This window comes from Micromonospora sp. ABR4_055 (assembly GCF_056160425.1).
On sequence record NZ_JBSWXD010000053.1, the window covers coordinates 1 to 18,857 of the forward strand.

Genomic DNA, 18,857 nt, shown 5'->3' on the forward strand with positions numbered 1-18,857 from the left:
CCACCGCCGAACAGGCCGGCCTCAACGTCCTGACCTACCTCACCGCCTACCTCGACGCCTGCGGTCGCAACGGCGGCAGACCCCTGACCGGCCCGGACCTCCAACGATTCCTGCCCTGGACCGCGTCCCCCGCCGACCTGCACACCTGGGCCCAGCCACCCCCGACCGGCTGACACCCACACCGACCACCGCGACGGCGACGCCACACCCGGCCACGCCGACCATCAGCATGCCCACAAACCGCGTCGCCCAACCCCACGAGACTTGGGACTACTTACGAACAGTCAGCGCATTGTCAGTGCCATATTCAATAATGTTGCAATGAGAACAAACCGATGGAGCACCAGGACCGAGTCTTTCCAATCGACATGCGAGAGGCTCTAATGGCGCTACACGAAGAGACACGCGTCCTGAAGTGGCCATTCCCGCGGCCTTGCGAGGGCACCGTCCCCCCGATCCTCGACGAGTTGCGTAAGGAACTGCCCTGCGCCGTGCTGATCCCAGCAGGGGCGACTGAGGCGAGGCGCGCATGGCTGGTCACCAAACACCCCGACGTTCGACAGGCGTTGATGGATTCACGGCTCAGCGCTGATGAGCTGCTACCAGGCGCGCCGGTACGAATTCAGATTCCGCCAGGTGACCGACCTTCGTCGTTTCTACGCATGGACGACCCCGAACACAACCGACTCAGAAGCATGATCGCTTCGCAGTTCACCGCACGGCGGGTCCGATCCATGCGCCCTGCCGTCGAGGCACTGACCACACAACTGCTGGACGATGTCGCTTCCCGGCACCGACCGGTCGATCTCCACGACGCGTTCTCCAGGAAGTTGCCAACATTGGTGGTCGCCAACCTACTCGGCGTCCCCGACGAGGATTCGCCTTTTTTCGTGGAGAAGACCAGAATCACGATGTCGCAGGAAGATCCGATTAGATCGTTCGCAGCGTACCAGGAGATGTCGAACTATCTGGCCGACCTGGCGGAGCGCCGCCTGCACGACCCGCAGGACGACCTCATCAGCCAGCTCGCCTCGAACAATCTGGCAACCGGAGAAATTACCCTCAAGGAACTCGTAGGAATTGCACGACTCGTCCTCGTTGCCGGCCACGAGACCACCACTAATCAGATCGCACTGAATATTCTCAGCCTGCTGCTCGACCCAGAGCTACGCGCCTCGGTACTTGCCGACGACGGCGCACTGGTCCCACAGTTCATCGAAGAAGCAATGAGATTTTGGTCTATCTCGCAAGACGCAATCGTACGCCTGGTGCTCGAAGATCTGGAACTCGGTGGACGACAGATGCGAAAAGGCGATGCGGTTGTCATATCCATCCCGGCCGGCAACCATGACCCGGAGGTCTTCCCGAATCCGGGCCATCTTGACATATACAGGAATTCCCAGGAACATCTACAGTGGGGAATCGGGCCACACTATTGCCAGGGCGCGCCACTAGCTCGCCTAGAGATGGCAATTTCCCTTGAGGCGCTGTTCACCCGGTTCCCGACCCTGCGACTGGCGACCGACGAGCCCGAGGCGCTGTTTCGCCGAGGAACCGTGTTCCACGGCATCGAATCGCTACCGGTCACCTGGTGACAAATGATTGGAGATCCGCATGCCATTCTTCAGAGCAAACGACGGCACGAACATCCACTACGTCGACAGCGGAGCTGGCCCGCCGATGGTGCTGCTGAGCAGCGCCACCATGGGCATTCAGATGTGGGACAAGCATCTGCCTCCGCTGGACGCCGCAGGGTTCCGCGTCGTCGCCTACGACCGTCGCGGCCACGGCAGATCGGACTGGGCCTGGGGCGGCTACGACTACGACACCCTCGCCGACGACCTCGCCCGGCTGATCGAATCGCTTGACCTGACAGATGTCACGCTCATTGGAAGCGCCATGGGTTGTGCTGAACTGGTCCGCTACATCGCACGGCACGGCACCGACCGGGTTCGCCGAGCCGTGCTGATCGCTACCGTCACCCCAGCCCTCGTCAGTTCGTCCGACGACCGCGATGGATCGGCGGCGAATGAGGTGAATCAGATGCTGGAGCAGCTACGGACGGATCGACCCAGGTACTACTCGGAGATCTCGATGGCTTTCTACGCTGGCGTCGGCGCATCTGCCAAGGACATTCCGCTGTCGGCGGAGTTCACCGAGTGGTTCAGCGATCAGGCGCTGCAGTGCTCTAGTCGGGCCACCATCGAGTCCTACCGGCTGCTGTTCACCAGCGAGCTCCGCGAGGACCTCGGGAGCGTCACCGTGCCGACCCTGGTGATCCACGGCGCCCGCGACCCGATCGCCGACCTAGCCCAATGCGGTGAGGCTACCGCAGAGCTGATCAAGGACAGTCGGCTCGTCGTCTATGACGACGCCGCGCACGGACTGGCGGTGACCGCCGCCGATCGACTCGTCGCGGACATCGTCGCCTTCGCTGACAGCTAAGAGGAGCCACGGGCCCGACGCGACAGCAATCGAGACGCCGCGCTCGCCCATCCGACTCTGCTGGTGGTGGCTCTAGCCTGGTTATCGACCAGCGTCGCCAACCAGCTACGGGCCTCGGACGAGCGGGGGTTCGACGCCCTGAACCCAAAATGGAGCGGGGGCGCACCGAGACGGATCGATGAGCAGACCAGAGACTGGTTCTGCGTCATCGCCCGGTGCGACCCCGCTTCCTCGGTCAGCCCTTCTCCCGCTGGTCCCTAATCAAACTGCACGAATACCTCATCACTGCGGGCCACATCACCACGATCAGCGTCGAGACTCCTCCGGCGGATCCTGCACGAACGCGGGATGTCCTGGCAGGCCAGCAAGACGTGGAAGGCCAGCACCGACCCCGAACTCACCGCCAAGATGCGCCGGGTGCTCCAGCTGTACGACAACCCACCCGGACACGTTCAGTCATGGGTGGTCCATACTCGGTTCGCTACACACGGTCCATTCCCGATCCGGTCCGGCCGCACGCCGCGTGGCCCCCGTAGTCGCTGTTCAGGGTTGCAGCCACCATGGACTGCTGTCCGCCACCCCGAAGTCGTTGCTCGGGTGCCCGCTCACCGGCTGCGGATCGCCCAGGTGGGCGGCGTCGTCGCGCCGGCTGTGACACAGGTCGATCCCGCCGGCGAAGGCGACGTCCCGTTCGGGGCGGCCGGGGTGGCGGGCCACCACCAGCTTCTGGTGGTGCGAGCCGAACCGGCGTATCCGCTGGTCGAGCAGCACCTGGCCGCCGTCGTCGTTGATCTCCTCGGCCAGGTTTCGGTTCTGCTCCGCGCTGTAGATCAGCACGTCGAGGTGGGAGCGCCAGACCAGGCCACGGACCGCCACGCCCCGGCCAGCGGCGGCGGACAGCAGATCGACCACGGTCGGCCCGTCCGGGCGTAACCGCTGGTCGAGGGTCGCCCCGCCAGTCGGCAAAGAACAGCTGGTCGCCGTCGCCCATCGCGTCGACGACCTCGACCAGCCGGTCGAAGTACGCCGCGCCGTGCACGTGTACGCGCACCTGGTTGCCCCCGGACCACACCGGCAGCCCGGAGGCCGGGTTGCCGGTGTGGTCGCCGGTGAGGAACCAGTCCTCTAGGCTGCGTTCGTGTCAGTCGAGGGTGGGAACGCGGACGAGCGCCTCAAACGCATCGAGGCGATCACCGACCCTGCCCTGTCCCGGCTGAGCTTTGACGCGCTGCTGGTCGAGTCACTGGCCCGCACCGGCGGGCTGCTCGGCGCCGACTCCGCCGCCGTCTGCCTGCTCGACGCACACTCCCAGCAGCTGGTCACCGCAGCTGCCTGGGGAATCGAGGCCGGCCACGAACCGCCGGCCCGGCTGCCGCTCGGTCGCGGGTACGCCGGCAAGGTGCTGACCACTGGTGACACGGTCATGCTGACCGACCCTGACGACGACGCGCTGGCGCATCCGGCGTTGCAGGGGCAGGGCATCCGGTCGCTGCTGGCGGTGCCGGTGACGATTGGCGGCTCGGTCGGCGGGGTGCTGCACGTGGCAACCCGACGACGCGGGCCGGCCTGCGACGACGAACATATGTTGCGGCTGCTGGCCGACCGGATCGCCCTGGCCGACCAGGCCCGCGAAAGCCAGGTCGACCGCGCCGCCACCCTGGCGCTGCAGTACGACCTGCTGCCCACCGAACTACCGGCGGTCGCCGGGCTGGAGTTCGCCGCCCGGTACGTAGCCGGCCACGACGCCGGGGTCGGCGGTGACTGGTACGACGTACTGCCGCTGCCGAACGGCTGGGTCGGCGTGGCGATCGGCGACGTCACCGGACGCGGGCTGCACGCGGCCACCGTGATGGGCCGGCTGCGCAGCGCGCTGCGCGCGTACGCTCTGGAAACCACCGACCCGGCCGACGTGCTCGCCCGGCTGGACCGCAAGGTGCAGCACTTCGAGCCGGGCATGATGGCGACGGTGTGCTACGCGACGATCGACCCCACCCGGACGGTCGTGTCGGTGTCGACGGCCGGCCATCCGCCGCCGGTGATGATCGGCGCCGGCCACGCCGCACACAGTCTGCCGGTGCTGGCGGACCTTCCGCTCGGCACCCGCATCCACCGGCCACGCCGGGCGCGCAGGCACCCCCTCGAGCCCGGCGCGCTGCTGTTCTTCTTCACCGACGGCCTGGTGGAGCGGTGGGGGCCGACCATCGACAACGGCCTGCGTCAGTTGTGCGACTCGTTGGTCGCCACCAGCGCCGAAACGGCCTGCGCCGAGACGATGGGCGCGCTGGTGGACGGCCGACCGCTGGTCGACGACATCGCCATGTTGGCGCTCCGCCGCCGATAGCCACTGTTGGCGCTCCGCCGCCGGTAGCCATTGTTGGCGCTCCGCCGCCGATGGCTGCAGTCGATGTCGCGGGCGCTACCAGCGGCCGATCGACGGCACCCCGGCGGCGTCGTGCGGGGTACGGGCACCGGCATCGTCCGAGGTACGGGAGGCGGCAGCGGTGTCCGCCCAGTCGCGTGGGCCGGCACCGTCCCCGCCGATCGTCGGGGCGTCGGCACCCCGGGGCTGCGCGTCCGGGCTGGTCTTGCGCCCGTTCGCGAACATCACCTGGTCGAAGCGCACCTCGACCGGAGTCGCGTACCGCTTGCCGTTGACCGGGTCGTGCCGCATGAACTGCGGCGGCGCGATCCGGACCGTCACGTCGTACGGGCCGGGACCGGGCACCGAGGCGTTGCCACCGTAGTGGTACAGAAACGGGTGCCACAGGAACGGCAGGCCGGCGGTGGCGACCGGTTGACCGTTCCGGCTGACCGCGATCCGCACGTCCAGACCGGGGATGAACCGGCCGTCGGCGGCGTCCGCGACCGCGACCTCCAGATGCACGTTCGCATCCGGGGCAGCCTCCCGCCAGACCAGCTGACCGCCGGAGAGCTCGTACATGCCCTCCGCCTCCTCGTTGACGAACGCCACTAGGTAGTCGCCGGCCAGTTGGCTCAGCGCCCCGTCCTCCTCGGCCATGGCGCGCAGCGCGCCGCCGTACGCCTGACCCTGCCGCCGGGCGACGGCGAGCTGCTCCTCGGTGGCCTCGTTGCTGGTCCGCATGGGCGGCTGCGCGGCTGGTGTCGTCATGGTGACCCTCCGGGTCGATCTGCTTGCGTCCCCTGGTTGGAGGTCTACCCCGCAACGGCCCTGCTATTACTCACCCCACCGACAGATCGGTGGCCCGGTGGGCAGCACCAGTCACCCGCCGGTCAGAGGGCTGGTGCGCTGCCGTGTCGTTGCCGCTGTGCTGCCACTGCCGAGTCAGCCTGGCGACCTAACGACGCCTGCGGGCCGGGCCTCTCACGACCGCGTCAGGTCAGCGGGATCTGCCGCATCGTGGTTCGGGTGGCTGCGTAGATGAAGGGTCGCGGCTCGGCGAGGCAGCGCGATGGGACACGGGGGGCGTTGGCGTTTGTGGATGACCGTGCCAGGGTCGCCGGGATGGGTGACGTCGGAGCGGAGGCCGGCGAGGACGCGCGCAAGGCCGAGGAGGTCGGCATCGATATAGAACCGGACCTCGGCAGGTTTGATCCTGCTCACGCGGCGCGTTGGGAGTTCTCGTACGCCAGCGCCCACCGCACGTCGGGCATGTCGAGTTGGTACGTCCCGGCAATCTCCTCGACGCCCGGCCCTGCCTCGTCCTGCTCCCAGAGCACCTCGGTGCTGAACCCCTTGATCGATGGCCGACCGAACCGGACATCTGGCAGGATACGGACCGGAGACTGGGGGTTGGGGTCCGGTCGCCATCCGGCAGCGACATCGCCGTCCCAGGTGACCCGCTCGACGAACGCCGCCGACGGAGGAGTGAGCAGCAACTGGTTACCGACTGCGGCCACCAGGCCGTATTCCGGGTCGAGACCAGCCTCCGCCTGAGCTTGCAGAACGAGTTTATCTGCCGGCGACGTACGGTCGGCGGTCGGCGAGTGGGTAGGGCACCCCGAATCCTCCCGGAGCAGGTCGATGAACGCCCGCAACTCGACCATCGGCACCCGGTGGGTACGGCGGTACTCCCGCAACAGCCCCGCCTCGACGAACTCGGCCCACGTGACCGAACGGGCGCCGCGCGGCTCGGTGCGTAGCACGGGTTTGTGCCGGCGTCCCTTACGCTCGTCGCCCTCCAGCCAGTAGTGCAGCGTCGACTGCGCCACCCGAAGGAGCCGGGCAGCCTCCGCCTCCGAGAAGACCTCACGCTCCAGGACGCTCACCACCGTGCCGGTCTCCCACGCACCGGCTTCTTCATGGGTATGCCAGACGGCCTTGTGCGACGCCTTCGTGGCTGTGCCGCCCGCGTAGGGCGGACCGCCGGCCGCAGACCGGGATTCGTGTGCTGGAGTTGTGGTCCTGGCCTGGGAGGACGGGGGCGGGTGACGTGGGTGAACGTGGGCGACTCCCTGCCATCCAAGGTGAACCCCAGGTCGCTAGACTGGGCCCTCGCGCCCTCGTAGCTCAGGGGATAGAGCAACGGTTTCCTAAACCGTGTGCCGCAGGTTCGAATCCTGCCGGGGGCACCCCAGAGATCAGCGAGAACGCCAGCTGACCAGCGCGTACGCATATCGCGGTCGTAGGCAGCAGGATCTGCAGTCAGCCAGACTCGGCTCGTACGCCCAGATCCGCTCAGCGTCGGCGTCCGCGCGGTCCTGCGCTGCTTCCAGCTTCGCAAGCTCGTCCGCGCCCCAGCGGCAGCGCCACCTAGCCCAGGGCAGTCGCCAAGCGCGCTCGATCACGAGTACACGTTGTGACGGCCGGCACAGCAGCCTGGAGAGTCGTTTCGGGGTGCCACAGCCACAGTGCCGGAGGCCCGTCACCATACGCGGGTGTTTCGCGACTGGTGCGTAGGGTGGAAGACGCTACCAGCACCAGCCCAACCTGTGAGTCCGAAAATGACTGTTAGGCGAGTTTCATCCCGTACGCTCGGCGCGGGCACGGGCGCGCCGTGGCTGACCGGCGTCGTCGCGTACGCGGCGGCGGTCGCCATGGCGCTGGTGGTCCTTGTGACGCCGGCTCCGGCGGTCGCAGCTCCGCCGTACACGCTGGATGAGCGTGCCCTGGCGATCGCCTCGCCGTCACTGGTCTACGTCGAAGTGGTCTACACCGGATACCTGCGCGACAAGCAGTCCGGCGCACCACTGCGCGCGTCGCCGATCACGTTCACCCGGCGGTGCAGCGGCTTCGTCGTCGGCACCGGCGGCGAGGTGATCACCAACGGGCTCTGCGTACGGCCGGCGAAGGACACCGCAGCGCAGAACGCCCTCTACTCGCTCGGACGCATCCTCATCGCGGAGGAGACTCTCGAGGCCGACGCGCTCGACCGCTACGTCGCCGACAACCTCCGCCAGAGCATCTTCACCGGCCTCGAAGCCGCAGACGAGCCGGACCATCAGGTGTACGGGCAGCTCGGCGTCGCGCCCACGGGCGGTCTGACGGAGAGCCCGGCGATCCCCGGCGAGGTGACCGAGGTGCTGGACGCCGACGCCGGCAACATCGCCCTGGTCAAGCTGGAGCAGCAGAACCTGCCCGCGGTCGAACTGACCTCGTCGGGCACCCTCGACCTGGGTTCCTCGCTGGTCGTGGTCGGCTACGCCACCGACGAGGTCGATCCCCGCACGGCGACGTACTCGCTGCGATCCAAGCCGGTGAAGGTCATTGGTACCGGCACCCGCGGCTCCGCGTCGGTGTACCGGGTCAACAAGGACGTCGGCATCCACTCGCTCGGTGGGATGGCGATCGACACGAACGGCCACGTCGTCGGGGTGCTCGACAACGACCTGGAACTGCCTGACCGGGCGAACCGTGCGCTGGTGCCGATGCAAACCATCACCGCGCTGCTCGCCGAGGCGGGCGTCGACAACGCGTTGGGCGAGACCGATCAGCTGTTCCGCAGCGGGCTCGACGCCTACTTCGCCGGTGACTACGAGACCGCCATCAGCCAGCTCGGCACCGTCGTAGAAAACTCGCCGGTGAACTCGGTCGCCCAGACGTACCGGCAGAACGCCACCGAGCTGCAGAAGATCGAAGACAGCTTCTCCAGCGGAGCTGGCTGGCTGATCTGGGCCAGCGGCGCGGCCGGCGGCGCGCTGGTGATCGGGCTGATCATGCTCGTGGTGCTGCTTCTGCAGCGCCGCGCCCGCCGCCAGCTCACGTCGGCCGAGCCGGTGCCCCCGGCCGCGCCATATCCGTTCTCGCCGGCGTCCGGATACCCGGGCCAGCCCACTCCCGGGTACCCCTCGGCACCCGCCTATCCGGCCCAACAGCCAGCGCAGGAATACCCGCCCGCACCTATCTACCAGCCACCCGCACCCGCTTACCAGGCGCCGCCTGCCCCGCGACAGGGGGCAGCGCCCGACGACCAGACGTGGCCCGACGACGAGGCGTTGCCCGACGAAGTCGGGCCCGACCCGCACGGGCCCAACCGCCACCACTAGCTACAGCGCGATCAGCGACAGTGGCTTCGGCTGGTATCCCTCCAGGTAGCGGGCCGGGTCGGCGTGCAGTACGGAGGCGAGCAGCGTGCCGAAGACGTCCCGGAAGTCGGTGGTCGCCTTCAGGTCGCCGTCGTCGAGGTCGGTGAGACTGGGCTGTTCGCCGTGGAAGCCCCCGACGACTCGAGGGCCGAGTACGAAGACCGGTCCGGCGGTCCCGTGGTCGGTGCCATCGGAGGCATTGGCGCGCACCCGGCGGCCGAACTCACTGTAGACAACGACCGTGACGTTGCGCCCGGCCGGGCTCGTCGTCGTCAGCCGGTCCATGAACATGGTCAGCGCCCCGTCGACCTCCTTGAGCAGCCGCTCCTGCGCGGGCCGCTCGTCGGCGTGCGTGTCGAAGCCGCCCAGGCTGACCGAGTAGACCTGGGTGGGTACGCCTGCCTCGATGCACCGGTGCACGAGCGCGAGTTGGGTGGCCAGTGACGTCTCACCGCCTGTGCCGGTGGCCGGGAGGTGTCCGGCCTCGCCGGCCTCGAACGGCTGATCGGACTCCCGTACCCGTCGGATCAGGCCGTCCACCCGCAGAAAGTCGTGCAGCGCGGTCGCCGCCCGTGCCTGCAGGACGTCCTCGCCCCGCTGTTCGCGCCCGAGCGCGCGGACCATGTCCGCGCTGATCCCGGCGGGCAGTTGGGGTACGCCGAGCGTGACACTCGCTCCCGCCCGCGTCTCGCCTGCCAGCAGTGGCGGAAGCACCGGCTCGAAGCTGACGGCCGCTTCCGGCGATGCCTGGATCCCGTCGAGCCAGCGCCCCACCCAGCCGGTCCGGATCGGCGTGTCGGGCGACCCTGTCTGCCAGATGTCCATCGACCGGAAGTGGCTGCGGTCCGGCCGGGGGTATCCGACGCCGAGGACGACTGCCAACCGCTTGTCGTCCCAGAGCCGCTTCAGTCCGCCCAGCGCGGGGTTGAGTCCGAGCGCGCCGTCGAGGTGGAGCACCTCCTCGGGGGCGTAGGCCAGCTCCGGCCGGGCGGAGTGGTAGGCCGGGTCGGTGTACGGGATGACGGTGTTCAGCCCGTCGTTGCCCCCGTACAGCGTCACGATCACCAACGTGTCGGCCGGTCCGGGCTCGCCGTCCTTGTCGCCCTTGGCGAGCAGCTCAGCGATGCCCAGGCCGGCTGCGGCGAGCGCACCGCCGCCGAGCGCGCCGGAGGCCAGCAGGAACGTGCGTCGGGTCAACGGATCCATGCTAGTTCACCAGGTATTCCGGGCTGGCCAGGCCGAGCGTGATCAGCTCCCGCGGTGTCGTCGCCTGTTTCAACGCCGCGTACGTACGGTTGGTCCAGGTCGGAACGACGAGTACGTCGGCCAACCGCTCCACCGTGACCCACACGCCGCCGGCCGACTCGGCGAGTACGCCGGCCAGGCCCAGCCTTACCTGGGCTGCCGAGGAGGTCAGCCAGGCTGTCCCGCTCGGCCAGCCGGCCACACTCGGCGGCGCGAACGGCACCTGCCCGAGACCCTTGAGCCCACTGACGACCGTGTGGAAGGCCTCGCCGGAGAGCCGCGCCGGGCGGATGCCGAGCTGCCGCATTGCTCCGACCAGCCACTCCATCGGCTGCTTCACCATCCGGAAGCGCCCCGAGCGGAACTGCTCGTCCTCGACCAGGGCGCGCAGCATCGAGATGCCCACCGGGAACGCCGCGACCATCTTCCCCCGGGTGGACTCCGGGATCGGCTCGGTGGAGGACGCGTACCGGAACCACAGCCGGTCCGCGATGAACCGGGGGCAGGCCGGCCGGGCGGCGAGGTGGTCCACCAGCGAGAGCGCGTCGAACTTCGTGGTGGCGCCGAGAATGGTTTTGGGACCGGCGTCGTGGTCCTCGGGTACGAAGATCGCCGTCGCCGGCACGCTGAGGTCGGTCTTCCAGCCGGTCAGTGCCCGGCCGGCCGCCTTGACGTCGCGTTCGCCGTACTGGCCGATGCCGAGCATGAACAGTTCCATCAGCTCTCGGGCAAAATTCTCGTTCGGCGCCCGTCTGGTGTTCGTGTGCCCGTCGAGCCAGTAGACCAGCGCCGGGTCGGTGACCAGTTTGCGGGCCATTGTGGTGAACGTCGGCGAGCTCCGTATCTTTTGGTGCTGTGCCAGCATGAACTGCGGACTTCCGACCTTCCGTATTGAGGTCGCCCAGTGCCCGTGCCAGAAGAACAGCAGCTTCTCGGTGGTCTGGTGGTCGGCGACGGTCAGCCGGTCGAGCCACCACCGGATGATCGTGTCGGTCTGCTGGCGGCGGAGCGCCTCCGCGGCGGCGCGCCGCTCGGCGCCCGGGTCGGGCAGATCGTCGAACGCGTCGGGGCCAAGCTCCGGCATCGGCGCCGCCGCTGCACCCCGGTCCTGCTCTCCGGGGTCCATCAGGCGCGCCACGGTGGCCCCGTATCCGGCCTTCGACGCGGCGGCCAACTCGGACGAGGTCGGACCGAACCCCACACGTCGCAGGAGCAGTGCGACGCTATCGCTCATGTGGATTAACGTACGCGACTGTGCCGGCGACCGGGTACCGCCGAGCGCCCGCGCCGCGTCGCCGCCCCGCGCCGCGTCGCCACCAGGCCCACCAGGTTGACAGGTAGGGCACGCAGCACGTCGGTGGCGACGGCCAGCTGATCAGCGCGGGTGAAGCCGACCCGGGCCACCAGCAGCGTCGCGTCGGTCGCGCCCGCCAGCAGCAGCGTCTCCGCATCGGACAGTAGCGATGGCGCGTCGACCACGACGAACCGGCCGCCGAGCCGCAACGACTCCAGCGCCGGGGCCAGCGCATCCGAGGCCAGCAGTTGCTCGCTCGGCCCAGGCCCGACCGGACCGGCCGGCAGGACGTACAACGGCAGGTCCGGGAGCCGGTGTGTGGCCTGCTCGGCCGCGACCTCGCCGCGCAGCACGCTGGTCAGGCCGACTGTGTTCGGCACGTCGAAGAGCCGGTGCACGCCGGGATGCCGTACGTCCGCGTCGATCAGCACGACCGGCTCGCCGGCCCGGGCGAACGCGATGGCGATGTTCGCCGCAGTAGCCGTTCTTTCTTCCCCCGGCACCGGGCCGGTGACCGTGAGGCTGGCGAACCGGCTCCCGGCCGCGCGCAGCCGCAGGTTGGCGCGGATCTGCCGGTACGCCTCGACGCGCGGCTCCGTGTCGTCGCCGGTCGCCAGCGGCGGCCTCCCCCCGCCGGCCGCGACGGCACCGAGCAGGACGGTGCCGGCGACCTCGGCCGCGTGGCTCTCGTCTCGTACGGTGCGGTCGCGCGCGTAGCGGACCACCGCGACGAGGACCCCGATCGCAAGGCCCCCGGCGGCGCCGAGCCCGGTGTCGGCGGTGACCTGCGGTGTGGCCGGGGCCGAGGGCGTCGTCGCCGGCCGGGTCACCGAGACCTTGACCGGTGACTCGTCGATGCCGGTCGGCTTCTCCAGGCGCGCGACGTATGCGGGAAACTCCGCCGCGATCGCGTCGGCGATGTCGCGGGCGCGTACCGGATCCGGGTCACGGACCTCGACGGTGAGCACCGCCGTGCCGGCCGCGCCGGTCACCGTGACCCGCTGCGTCAACTCCGAGGGCTGGTACGGCAGTCCGAGCCGCCGGACGACGGCTTCGGCCACCTCGGGGCTGTTGCCCACCTCGGCATACGAGCGCACCCGCTGCAGGATGTAGTTGCCGCCCTCGTTGAGTTGGCCGATGTCGCGGGTGGTGAAGTTCGGCGCGAAGAACAGTTGGGCGTCCGCCCGGTACATGGGTTCCTGCTGGGCGGACGCGAGACCCGCGCCCGCGCCGCCAAGCAGCACCAGCGCCAGCACCAGCCACCGCTGCGACCACACGGCTCGCAGCTGGCGCTCGAGGGTGAGCTGCTGCCACTGCTGGTGCCGCTGCTGGGGTACGGATGGCGCGACATCGCCCGGCCCGTCGGAGGCAGGCCGACTGAGCAGCCGAGCCGGGGCGAACCGCCCGGAAAGCTTCACGCTGAACCTCACACCCCGCCGGAATAGCGGCGCAATGTTAGCAGCAGGTCCGCTCCGCTCATCGTCGCAAGGCGGTCAACGCCGGGTCGGGGAGCCTACAGTCGACGGGTCGCAGCGACTCGGCGGCGCCGATGCCGACGGCGAGCAGCAGCACCCCTGCGGCGGCCGGCCACAGGTAGAAGTCGAAGAACCAGATCTGTACGGCGAACCCGACGATGAGCATCCGTGCCGTCAGCGACCTGAGCTTGACCAGCACGACCGCCAGGATGGACACGAACACCAGCAGCGCGAGCACGCCGAAGTCGTACCAGAGGGTGAGGTAACTGTTGTCGAACGCCTGTGCCTGCCCGTCGGAGATGCCGATCTGCTGGAAGAACCGCACGTGCGCCTCCGGGCCCAGGCCGAACAGCGCACTGCCGGCACCGTCCATGATGCCGGACCAGGCCTCTTCCGTACGGCGGTAGCGCGCCGTCGCCGAACTCGACCCGCCGACGTTGGTCAGGCGGGCCCGGACGAGGTCCGTCAGGTCCCGCACCGGCTTGGGACCGACGGCCACCAGCACGGTGCCGGCGGCGGCGGACGCCGCGACCAGACCGACCCCGCGCCGGGTGAGCTTGCGCGGCTGGGCCAGGTACCAGATGCCGAGCGCGCAGGCCGTACCGATCCACGCGCTGCGCGACCCGGACAGCAGCAGGCCGACCGCGCCTGCGGCGAACGGCACCTGCCAGAGCCGGCCGCGCAGGCCGACGGCCACGCACATCGCCAGCATGCCGTACGTGCCGTAGACGATCGGATGTCCCATAGTGCCGGCCGACCTGCCGGCTCCCGCCTGTGCCGTGAACGCGTTGCTGATGGCCAGCTGGTCGAGAACCGGCCAGGTGCCGGACATCCGCTGGTAGACGGCCAGCAGCGTGACGGGTACGGCGACCCAGGCGAACGCCCGCGCCAGGCGGACCACCGGCGCACCGGCCCGCGCCTCGGCCACGACATGCCAGCCGACCAGCGCATAGCAGGTCAGCGGCGCGACGGCGATCACAATGTCCTTCGGGCCGGTCCACCACACCAGGCCGGTGAGCACGCAGGCCGCCGGGACCACGAATCCCACCATCCCGCCGGACGGCAGCGGCGCGTACGGCTGGAAGCGCTGAATCCGGCCGAGTGCGGCGATCGCCGTCGCCGCCAGCAACACTATCCATACCGGATCGACGGGGTATCCGGGATCGGCGGTGACCGGGACGAGCAACAGGACCGCGAACAGCGTGTAGTTGAGCCGATCCGGGGTCCACAGCCCCCAGGCGAGCACGCCGACGACGGCCACGGCGGCGAGCGCGAACGGCTGCCAGGCCGCCACCACCCCGACCGCCACGGCAGCCGCCCCGGCGACGACCGCCACGGCCGGGTCCGCCGGACGGGACGCGCCACGCAGCGTGGGCAGGTGCGACATCAGCTGACCGCGCCCAACTCTTCGAGGTACGCGACGAAGCGTGCGGCCGGGGACGGTTCGGTGGCGAGCTCCTGCCCGCGCCGTGACGCCTCGGCCGTGAGCCGCCCGAACGCCTCCCGGTCGGCGGCCAGATCCAGCAACGCCGAGGCGAGCGCACCGGCGTCGGCATCCACCAGCAGTCCGCCACCACCGGCGAGGATCTCTGTCGTGGCGCCCGCCCGGTAGCCGATCACCGGTGTGCCGCAGCGGAGCGACTCGAACGTCACCCGGCCGTAGGCCTCGTTGCGGGACAGCATCAGCGTCGCGTCCGCCCGCGCGTACAACGCGGCCGGGTCGTCCGTCCACGCTACGGTCTCGAGCTGCGCCTCGACGCCGTACCGGCGGGCCAGGTCGGCGAGGTCGCTCCGCGCTGCGCCGTCACCGACCCCGGCCAGGGTGAGGGTGAACGCGCGGCCCTGGCGCGCGCAGATCGCCAGCGCCTGCACCGCGTCGGCCTGGCCCTTCTCGGCGCTGTGCCGGCCCAGCAGCAGCAGCCGCTCCAGTGCGACCGGACGGTCCGCACCCGGCCCGGGGACACCGGATTCGACCGGCGGCGGGATCACCCGCAGCTTCGTCCGCGCCATCGGTACGGCGCTGGTCACCTGGCTGGCGGCGTACGCGGAAACCGCCACGACGCCGTCCGAGAGGCGCGCGATGAGCTGGACGATCGCGGCCCGGGGCAGCACGGACCGCAGGCTCGGGTTGCTGAGCAGGCTCTCCCGCACCACCCAGACGTGCGGCAGCCGGGCCATCCGCGCGGCGATCGCCCCGGCTGGTACCACCGCCGAGTTGGTGACCACGACGTCCGGCCGCGTTCGGTGCAGCAGACGCCGGTATCGGGGAACCGACGCGAGTGCTTGGAACAGTCGGACCGCGCCGACCGCAGGGCCGTACCGCCGGCCCATCCACAACCGGGTCGGCAGCACGACCACGTCGGCGCCGGCCGCAGCGAGCTGCGCGCGCAGCGGCCCGTCCCCGGGTAGCGTGACGGTGACCTGGTGCCCGCGCGCCCGTACCGCCTCGCCGACCAGGGCGAGCAACGAACGCTCCGCGCCCATGAGATCGGCGGAGTGGCTGACGAACAGGGCGTGCACGCTAGAACCTCTCCGTCGGGCCGTGCACTCCACGCAGCCCGTCCCAGTAGCCGGCAAGAACGGCGAGCGCCCGGCGCCGGTCCTTGCGGCCTCCGGCGACGAGGCGGAGCACCGACCTGGCCAGGTTCTTGTAGTGGACCGGCTCCCCGATCAGGATCCGCCGCAGCGGACGGGGGTAGTGCTTGCGTACGTAGAGGATCTCGTTGCGGTGATGGTAGTACTGCGCGCGAGGACTCGAACCGGCCAGGCTGCCGCCCCGCCGGTGCCACACCTGCGAGGCGCAGACCAGGCCGATCCGGCCACCCGCCGTGGCGATCCGCCGTACCAGGTCGAACTCCTCCTTGTAGTGGAAGAACCGCTCGTCGAACAGGCCGACCCGGACGGCCCAACCGACGCCGAGGAGGATGGCCGCGCCGGTCACCACGTCCACATCGTGCGCACCGACCTCGCACCCGGCGCAGTGGACCGGCCGCACCCGGCCGCCCGGCAGCGTCGCGGCGACGACGTACGGCTCCGGGTCGGGGGCGTCGGGTCGCGCGGACGTCGTCTGGACCGATGTGGACACCGCGTACCGGTCCGCATGCGCCAACAGCGCCGACAGCGTGTCCGGCCGGGGTACGCAGTCCGCGTTCAGCAGCCAGACGAAGGCCGCGTCGCGGTCGTGCGCGACCCGGATACCGGCGTTCATCCCGCCGGCGTAGCCGAGGTTGGCGTCGAGCCGCACCAGCGTCACCGCATCACCGAGCGTACGCAGCTTGTCGATGGAGTCGTCGGTGGAGCCGTTGTCGACGACGACCACCTCCGGCACGGCGCTGCCGGCGGCGACCGCCCGGACGCAGCGGATCGTGTCGTCCGCGCAGTTCCAGTTGAGCACCACCGCGACGACGCGGGTTCCGTCGCTATTCACGCCCGCTGTCCCTGTCCCCCGCCACCCGATGACCGGCCCCGGACCGGACGGCGAGGCCCAGCGCCGTGCTGTGCGCGGCGAACAGGGCCACCGACAGCGCGGCGACGCCCCACGCCCCGTACGGCGCGGCGACGAGAGGATAGCCGACCACTGCGGCCAGCGCGGTGCCGAGCGCGATCACGGCGGTGGTGCGCTCGCCGCCGAGGTTGACCAGGCGCGCGCTGAGGACCTTACCGACCGACACCGCGACGCTGCGCGGCACCAGCAGCGCACCGAGCAGCACCGCCGCCGCGTACCCGCTGGTCAGCACCCCGATACCGGCCAGCCCGACGAGCACCAGCACTCCCATGCCGACCGCCAGGTAGACAGCCCGACGCAGCACCCCGCGCAGCCGATCGGCCGAGCCTTCCTCGTGGTCGCGCAGCGTACGCTGGGCTGCGACGACTGCGCCGGCCTGGGAGAACTCGATCGCCGCTACCGCCAGGGAGTAGATCGCCAGTGCGTCCGCGCCCTGGTAGCGGGCCAGCGCGAGTTGGTCGAAGCGGTACGTGAAGATCTGTGCCACCGCGCCGGTGTGGGTCAGGCCCAGCCGGGCGAGGCGTTCGGGCTCCGCCGAGGCGCGCCGCGCCATCGCGCCCAACGGTGCCCCGTGCGCCGCCCACATCGCGACGGCCATCACCGCCTGGCAGCCCAGCCAGGCCAGCAGCCAGACCGTCGCGTCGTCGACCGAGGCGAGGATGAGCACGAGGTAGAGCACGGGCGCGGTGGCGGCGAACAGCGCGCGCTGGCGGTAGACGGCGACGAACCGCCCGAGGGTCAGGCCCGCCGCCGCGGGCATGGTGCCGGCCGCGACGCACGCCGCCCCGGTCGCCGCGAGTGCCGGTGACGCCGCCTCCGCGTACCAGGCGAAGACCCAGCCCAGCGTGGCCGACAGCGGCACCGTGGCAGCGTAGACGGCGAGGCTGCGCCGCCCGGACCGCTCCCGTAGCCAGTCGCTGCCCTGAGCGAGCATGAACGTCTCCAGTGACAGCCCGCCGACTGCGACGCCGACGGTCGCGCTCGTCGTCGTAGCGACCAGCAGGCCGCGCTCTGCCGGCGGCAGCGCGACGCTGAGCAGGATGGCGAACCCGGACATGGCCAGCGCGGCCACGTACATCACCGTCGCGCTGCCGACCGCGCGCCGGATCGCGTACGCCGCTGGCCTGAACCGGCCCGGCCCGGACCGGCCCGGGCTCAGCCCTCGGCTCGTCAAGCCCGCAACCCGGCGACGGTGCCCCGGATGACGGCGGTCGCCGCGTCGGGGCGGCGGGCGAGCAGCGCCTTCGCGGCGTAGCCGAGCCGGGCCGCGGCGGCGAACGGCACCCGGTGCCGATAGTGCTTGCGGAAGAAGATCATGCAGCTGCGGCTGGCGTGAAAGTACGTCGTGGTCGACTTGGCCGCCATGTCCGCCGTCGCCCCGGTCGCCACCCCGCCGGTGTGCTCGACGGCCAGGTCCGGGACCGCTGTGGTCGAGATGCCCAACCGGGCCGCACGTAGCGCTATGTCAGCCTCCTCGTAGAACAGAAAGAAGTCCTCGGAGAACCCGCCCAGATCCTGCCACGCGCGGCGGGTGACGAGCAGCGAGTGGCCGGCCGCGTAGACCAGTTTGCTCGACCCTGGCACCCCGCCGGCGGGCGGTCGTCCGCTCTGGCCGGTCCACAGGTCGACCATGCCGAGGTCCGGCCCGCCGCCCGGTGCGACGCTGGCCGTCGCGCCGATCGCGCGGTCGCCGGCGTGCAGCACATCGAGGGCCGAGGCGAGCACGCCGCCCGCGATCCGAGTGTCCGGGTTGAGCACCCATATGACGTCAGCGCCCTCGGCCAGGAGCCAGGTGGCGGCGAGGTTGTTGCCGGCGGCGTACCCGACGTTGCCGTGCCCGGCGATCACCCGGACCGTCACGCCGGCACGCTCGGCGGACCCGGCGATCTCTGACAGTTCGGCGGCCTGGTCGCTGTTGTCGACGATGGCGATCGCGATGCGCGGACCGGTGGCCTGCGGACCGGTGGCTCGTCCGGTCACGATGGAACGGATGAGGCAGCCGGTGTCACCCGCACTACGGTAGTTGACGATCGAGATGCCGAGCAGACCGCTCACCGTGCCCCCACCGCACCATAGCCCGCCACACGCCCAGGACACGAGTACGAAACAGGCTCCCGATCAACCTGTCAAGTAGCCTCGGAACCATTTCCTTCCTGGACCAGGTCGACCAATCCAACTGGATCATGCCGGCTTTGCCAAGCCCGACTCCCTAGATTGGAGCAATCGCATTCGTCGGGCACGACTGGCGTCTGCGCGGTGATGAGCGCGGCAGCCACAGCGTTCGGGGGCCTACCCGAGCATCCGCGATGCCCTGGAGGTCGCGGCCGGTGAGGCCGGCTCCGTGACGATCGACGCGAGCGACGGCATCGGACAGCCCGGAGATGATCGA

At 70.2% G+C, this 18,857-nt stretch carries 15 protein-coding genes and 1 tRNA gene; 5 read left to right on the forward strand and 11 right to left on the reverse strand.

All coding sequences use genetic code 11. From position 1 onward, the window contains the following. The first annotated feature begins 467 nt into the window (after nucleotides 1–467). Together ACXAHD_RS14485 and ACXAHD_RS14490 are read left to right on the forward strand one after the other, a co-directional pair. Nucleotides 468–1,595, forward strand: a complete 1,128-nt coding sequence (locus ACXAHD_RS14485; protein WP_281551241.1) for a cytochrome P450 — start codon at nucleotides 468–470, stop codon at nucleotides 1,593–1,595. A gap of 19 nt (nucleotides 1,596–1,614) precedes the next feature. Next, a complete protein-coding gene (locus ACXAHD_RS14490; protein WP_281551242.1) occupies nucleotides 1,615–2,445 on the forward strand; it encodes an alpha/beta fold hydrolase in 831 nt (276 codons plus the stop codon). A 543-nt stretch (nucleotides 2,446–2,988) separates the two neighbouring features. On the opposite strand, the gene ACXAHD_RS14495 is transcribed toward ACXAHD_RS14490, so the two are convergent. Beyond that, nucleotides 2,989–3,411 (reverse strand): phospholipase D-like domain-containing protein, encoded by a 423-nt coding sequence (locus ACXAHD_RS14495; RefSeq protein WP_475051093.1) that lies wholly within the window; start codon nucleotides 3,409–3,411, stop codon nucleotides 2,989–2,991. Between the two features lie 172 nt (nucleotides 3,412–3,583). Between ACXAHD_RS14495 and ACXAHD_RS14500 the strand changes: the two genes are divergently transcribed. Further along, nucleotides 3,584–4,786 (forward strand): PP2C family protein-serine/threonine phosphatase, encoded by a 1,203-nt coding sequence (locus ACXAHD_RS14500; RefSeq protein ID WP_281551245.1) that lies wholly within the window; start codon nucleotides 3,584–3,586, stop codon nucleotides 4,784–4,786. A gap of 75 nt (nucleotides 4,787–4,861) precedes the next feature. Here the strand turns inward: ACXAHD_RS14500 and ACXAHD_RS14505 are convergent, their stop codons facing one another. Together ACXAHD_RS14505 and ACXAHD_RS14510 are read right to left on the reverse strand one after the other, a co-directional pair. Further along, the gene (locus tag ACXAHD_RS14505; RefSeq protein WP_475051096.1) at nucleotides 4,862–5,575 is read right to left on the reverse strand and encodes an iron transporter; all 714 of its coding nucleotides are present in this window, start codon (nucleotides 5,573–5,575) and stop codon (nucleotides 4,862–4,864) included. A 449-nt stretch (nucleotides 5,576–6,024) separates the two neighbouring features. Further along, nucleotides 6,025–6,693 (reverse strand): DUF433 domain-containing protein, encoded by a 669-nt coding sequence (locus ACXAHD_RS14510; RefSeq protein WP_289213479.1) that lies wholly within the window; start codon nucleotides 6,691–6,693, stop codon nucleotides 6,025–6,027. A 230-nt stretch (nucleotides 6,694–6,923) separates the two neighbouring features. Here ACXAHD_RS14510 and ACXAHD_RS14515 point away from each other — a divergent pair. Then, nucleotides 6,924–6,996: transfer RNA gene (locus ACXAHD_RS14515), tRNA-Arg, on the forward strand. A 372-nt stretch (nucleotides 6,997–7,368) separates the two neighbouring features. After that, entirely contained in the window at nucleotides 7,369–8,910 is a 1,542-nt protein-coding gene (locus ACXAHD_RS14520) for a DUF3824 domain-containing protein (protein ID WP_475051098.1), read from the forward strand. Here ACXAHD_RS14520 and ACXAHD_RS14525 read toward each other — a convergent pair whose 3' ends face one another. Genes ACXAHD_RS14525 through ACXAHD_RS14560 form a run of 8 tightly spaced genes read right to left on the reverse strand, consistent with a single transcriptional unit; the run spans nucleotide 8,911 to nucleotide 18,523 of the window. After that, nucleotides 8,911–10,155, reverse strand: a complete 1,245-nt coding sequence (locus tag ACXAHD_RS14525; protein ID WP_289213481.1) for a DUF1501 domain-containing protein — start codon at nucleotides 10,153–10,155, stop codon at nucleotides 8,911–8,913. A 1-nt stretch (nucleotide 10,156) separates the two neighbouring features. Further along, the gene (locus ACXAHD_RS14530; RefSeq protein ID WP_289213482.1) at nucleotides 10,157–11,428 is read right to left on the reverse strand and encodes a DUF1800 domain-containing protein; all 1,272 of its coding nucleotides are present in this window, start codon (nucleotides 11,426–11,428) and stop codon (nucleotides 10,157–10,159) included. Between the two features lie 5 nt (nucleotides 11,429–11,433). Continuing rightward, on the reverse strand, nucleotides 11,434–12,906 hold the full coding sequence (locus tag ACXAHD_RS14535) for a tyrosine-protein kinase domain-containing protein (RefSeq protein WP_289213483.1): 1,473 nt from the start codon (nucleotides 12,904–12,906) through the stop codon (nucleotides 11,434–11,436). A gap of 58 nt (nucleotides 12,907–12,964) precedes the next feature. Further along, nucleotides 12,965–14,350: an O-antigen ligase family protein gene (locus ACXAHD_RS14540; protein ID WP_281551251.1), complete on the reverse strand. Its 1,386-nt coding sequence runs from the start codon at nucleotides 14,348–14,350 to the stop codon at nucleotides 12,965–12,967. Further along, nucleotides 14,350–15,483, reverse strand: a complete 1,134-nt coding sequence (locus ACXAHD_RS14545) for a glycosyltransferase (RefSeq protein WP_289213484.1) — start codon at nucleotides 15,481–15,483, stop codon at nucleotides 14,350–14,352. The genes ACXAHD_RS14540 and ACXAHD_RS14545 overlap by 1 nt, the downstream gene beginning before the upstream one ends. Before the next feature lies 1 nt (nucleotide 15,484). Continuing rightward, complete coding sequence (locus ACXAHD_RS14550) at nucleotides 15,485–16,390, reverse strand: glycosyltransferase family 2 protein (protein ID WP_289213485.1); 906 nt, start codon at nucleotides 16,388–16,390, stop codon at nucleotides 15,485–15,487. Beyond that, the gene (locus ACXAHD_RS14555; protein ID WP_281551254.1) at nucleotides 16,383–17,642 is read right to left on the reverse strand and encodes a lipopolysaccharide biosynthesis protein; all 1,260 of its coding nucleotides are present in this window, start codon (nucleotides 17,640–17,642) and stop codon (nucleotides 16,383–16,385) included. The genes ACXAHD_RS14550 and ACXAHD_RS14555 overlap by 8 nt, the downstream gene beginning before the upstream one ends. Then, a complete protein-coding gene (locus ACXAHD_RS14560; RefSeq protein WP_475051105.1) occupies nucleotides 17,639–18,523 on the reverse strand; it encodes a glycosyltransferase family 2 protein in 885 nt (294 codons plus the stop codon). Before ACXAHD_RS14560 ends, ACXAHD_RS14555 begins: the two co-directional genes overlap by 4 nt. Between the last annotated feature and the right edge of the window lie 334 nt (nucleotides 18,524–18,857).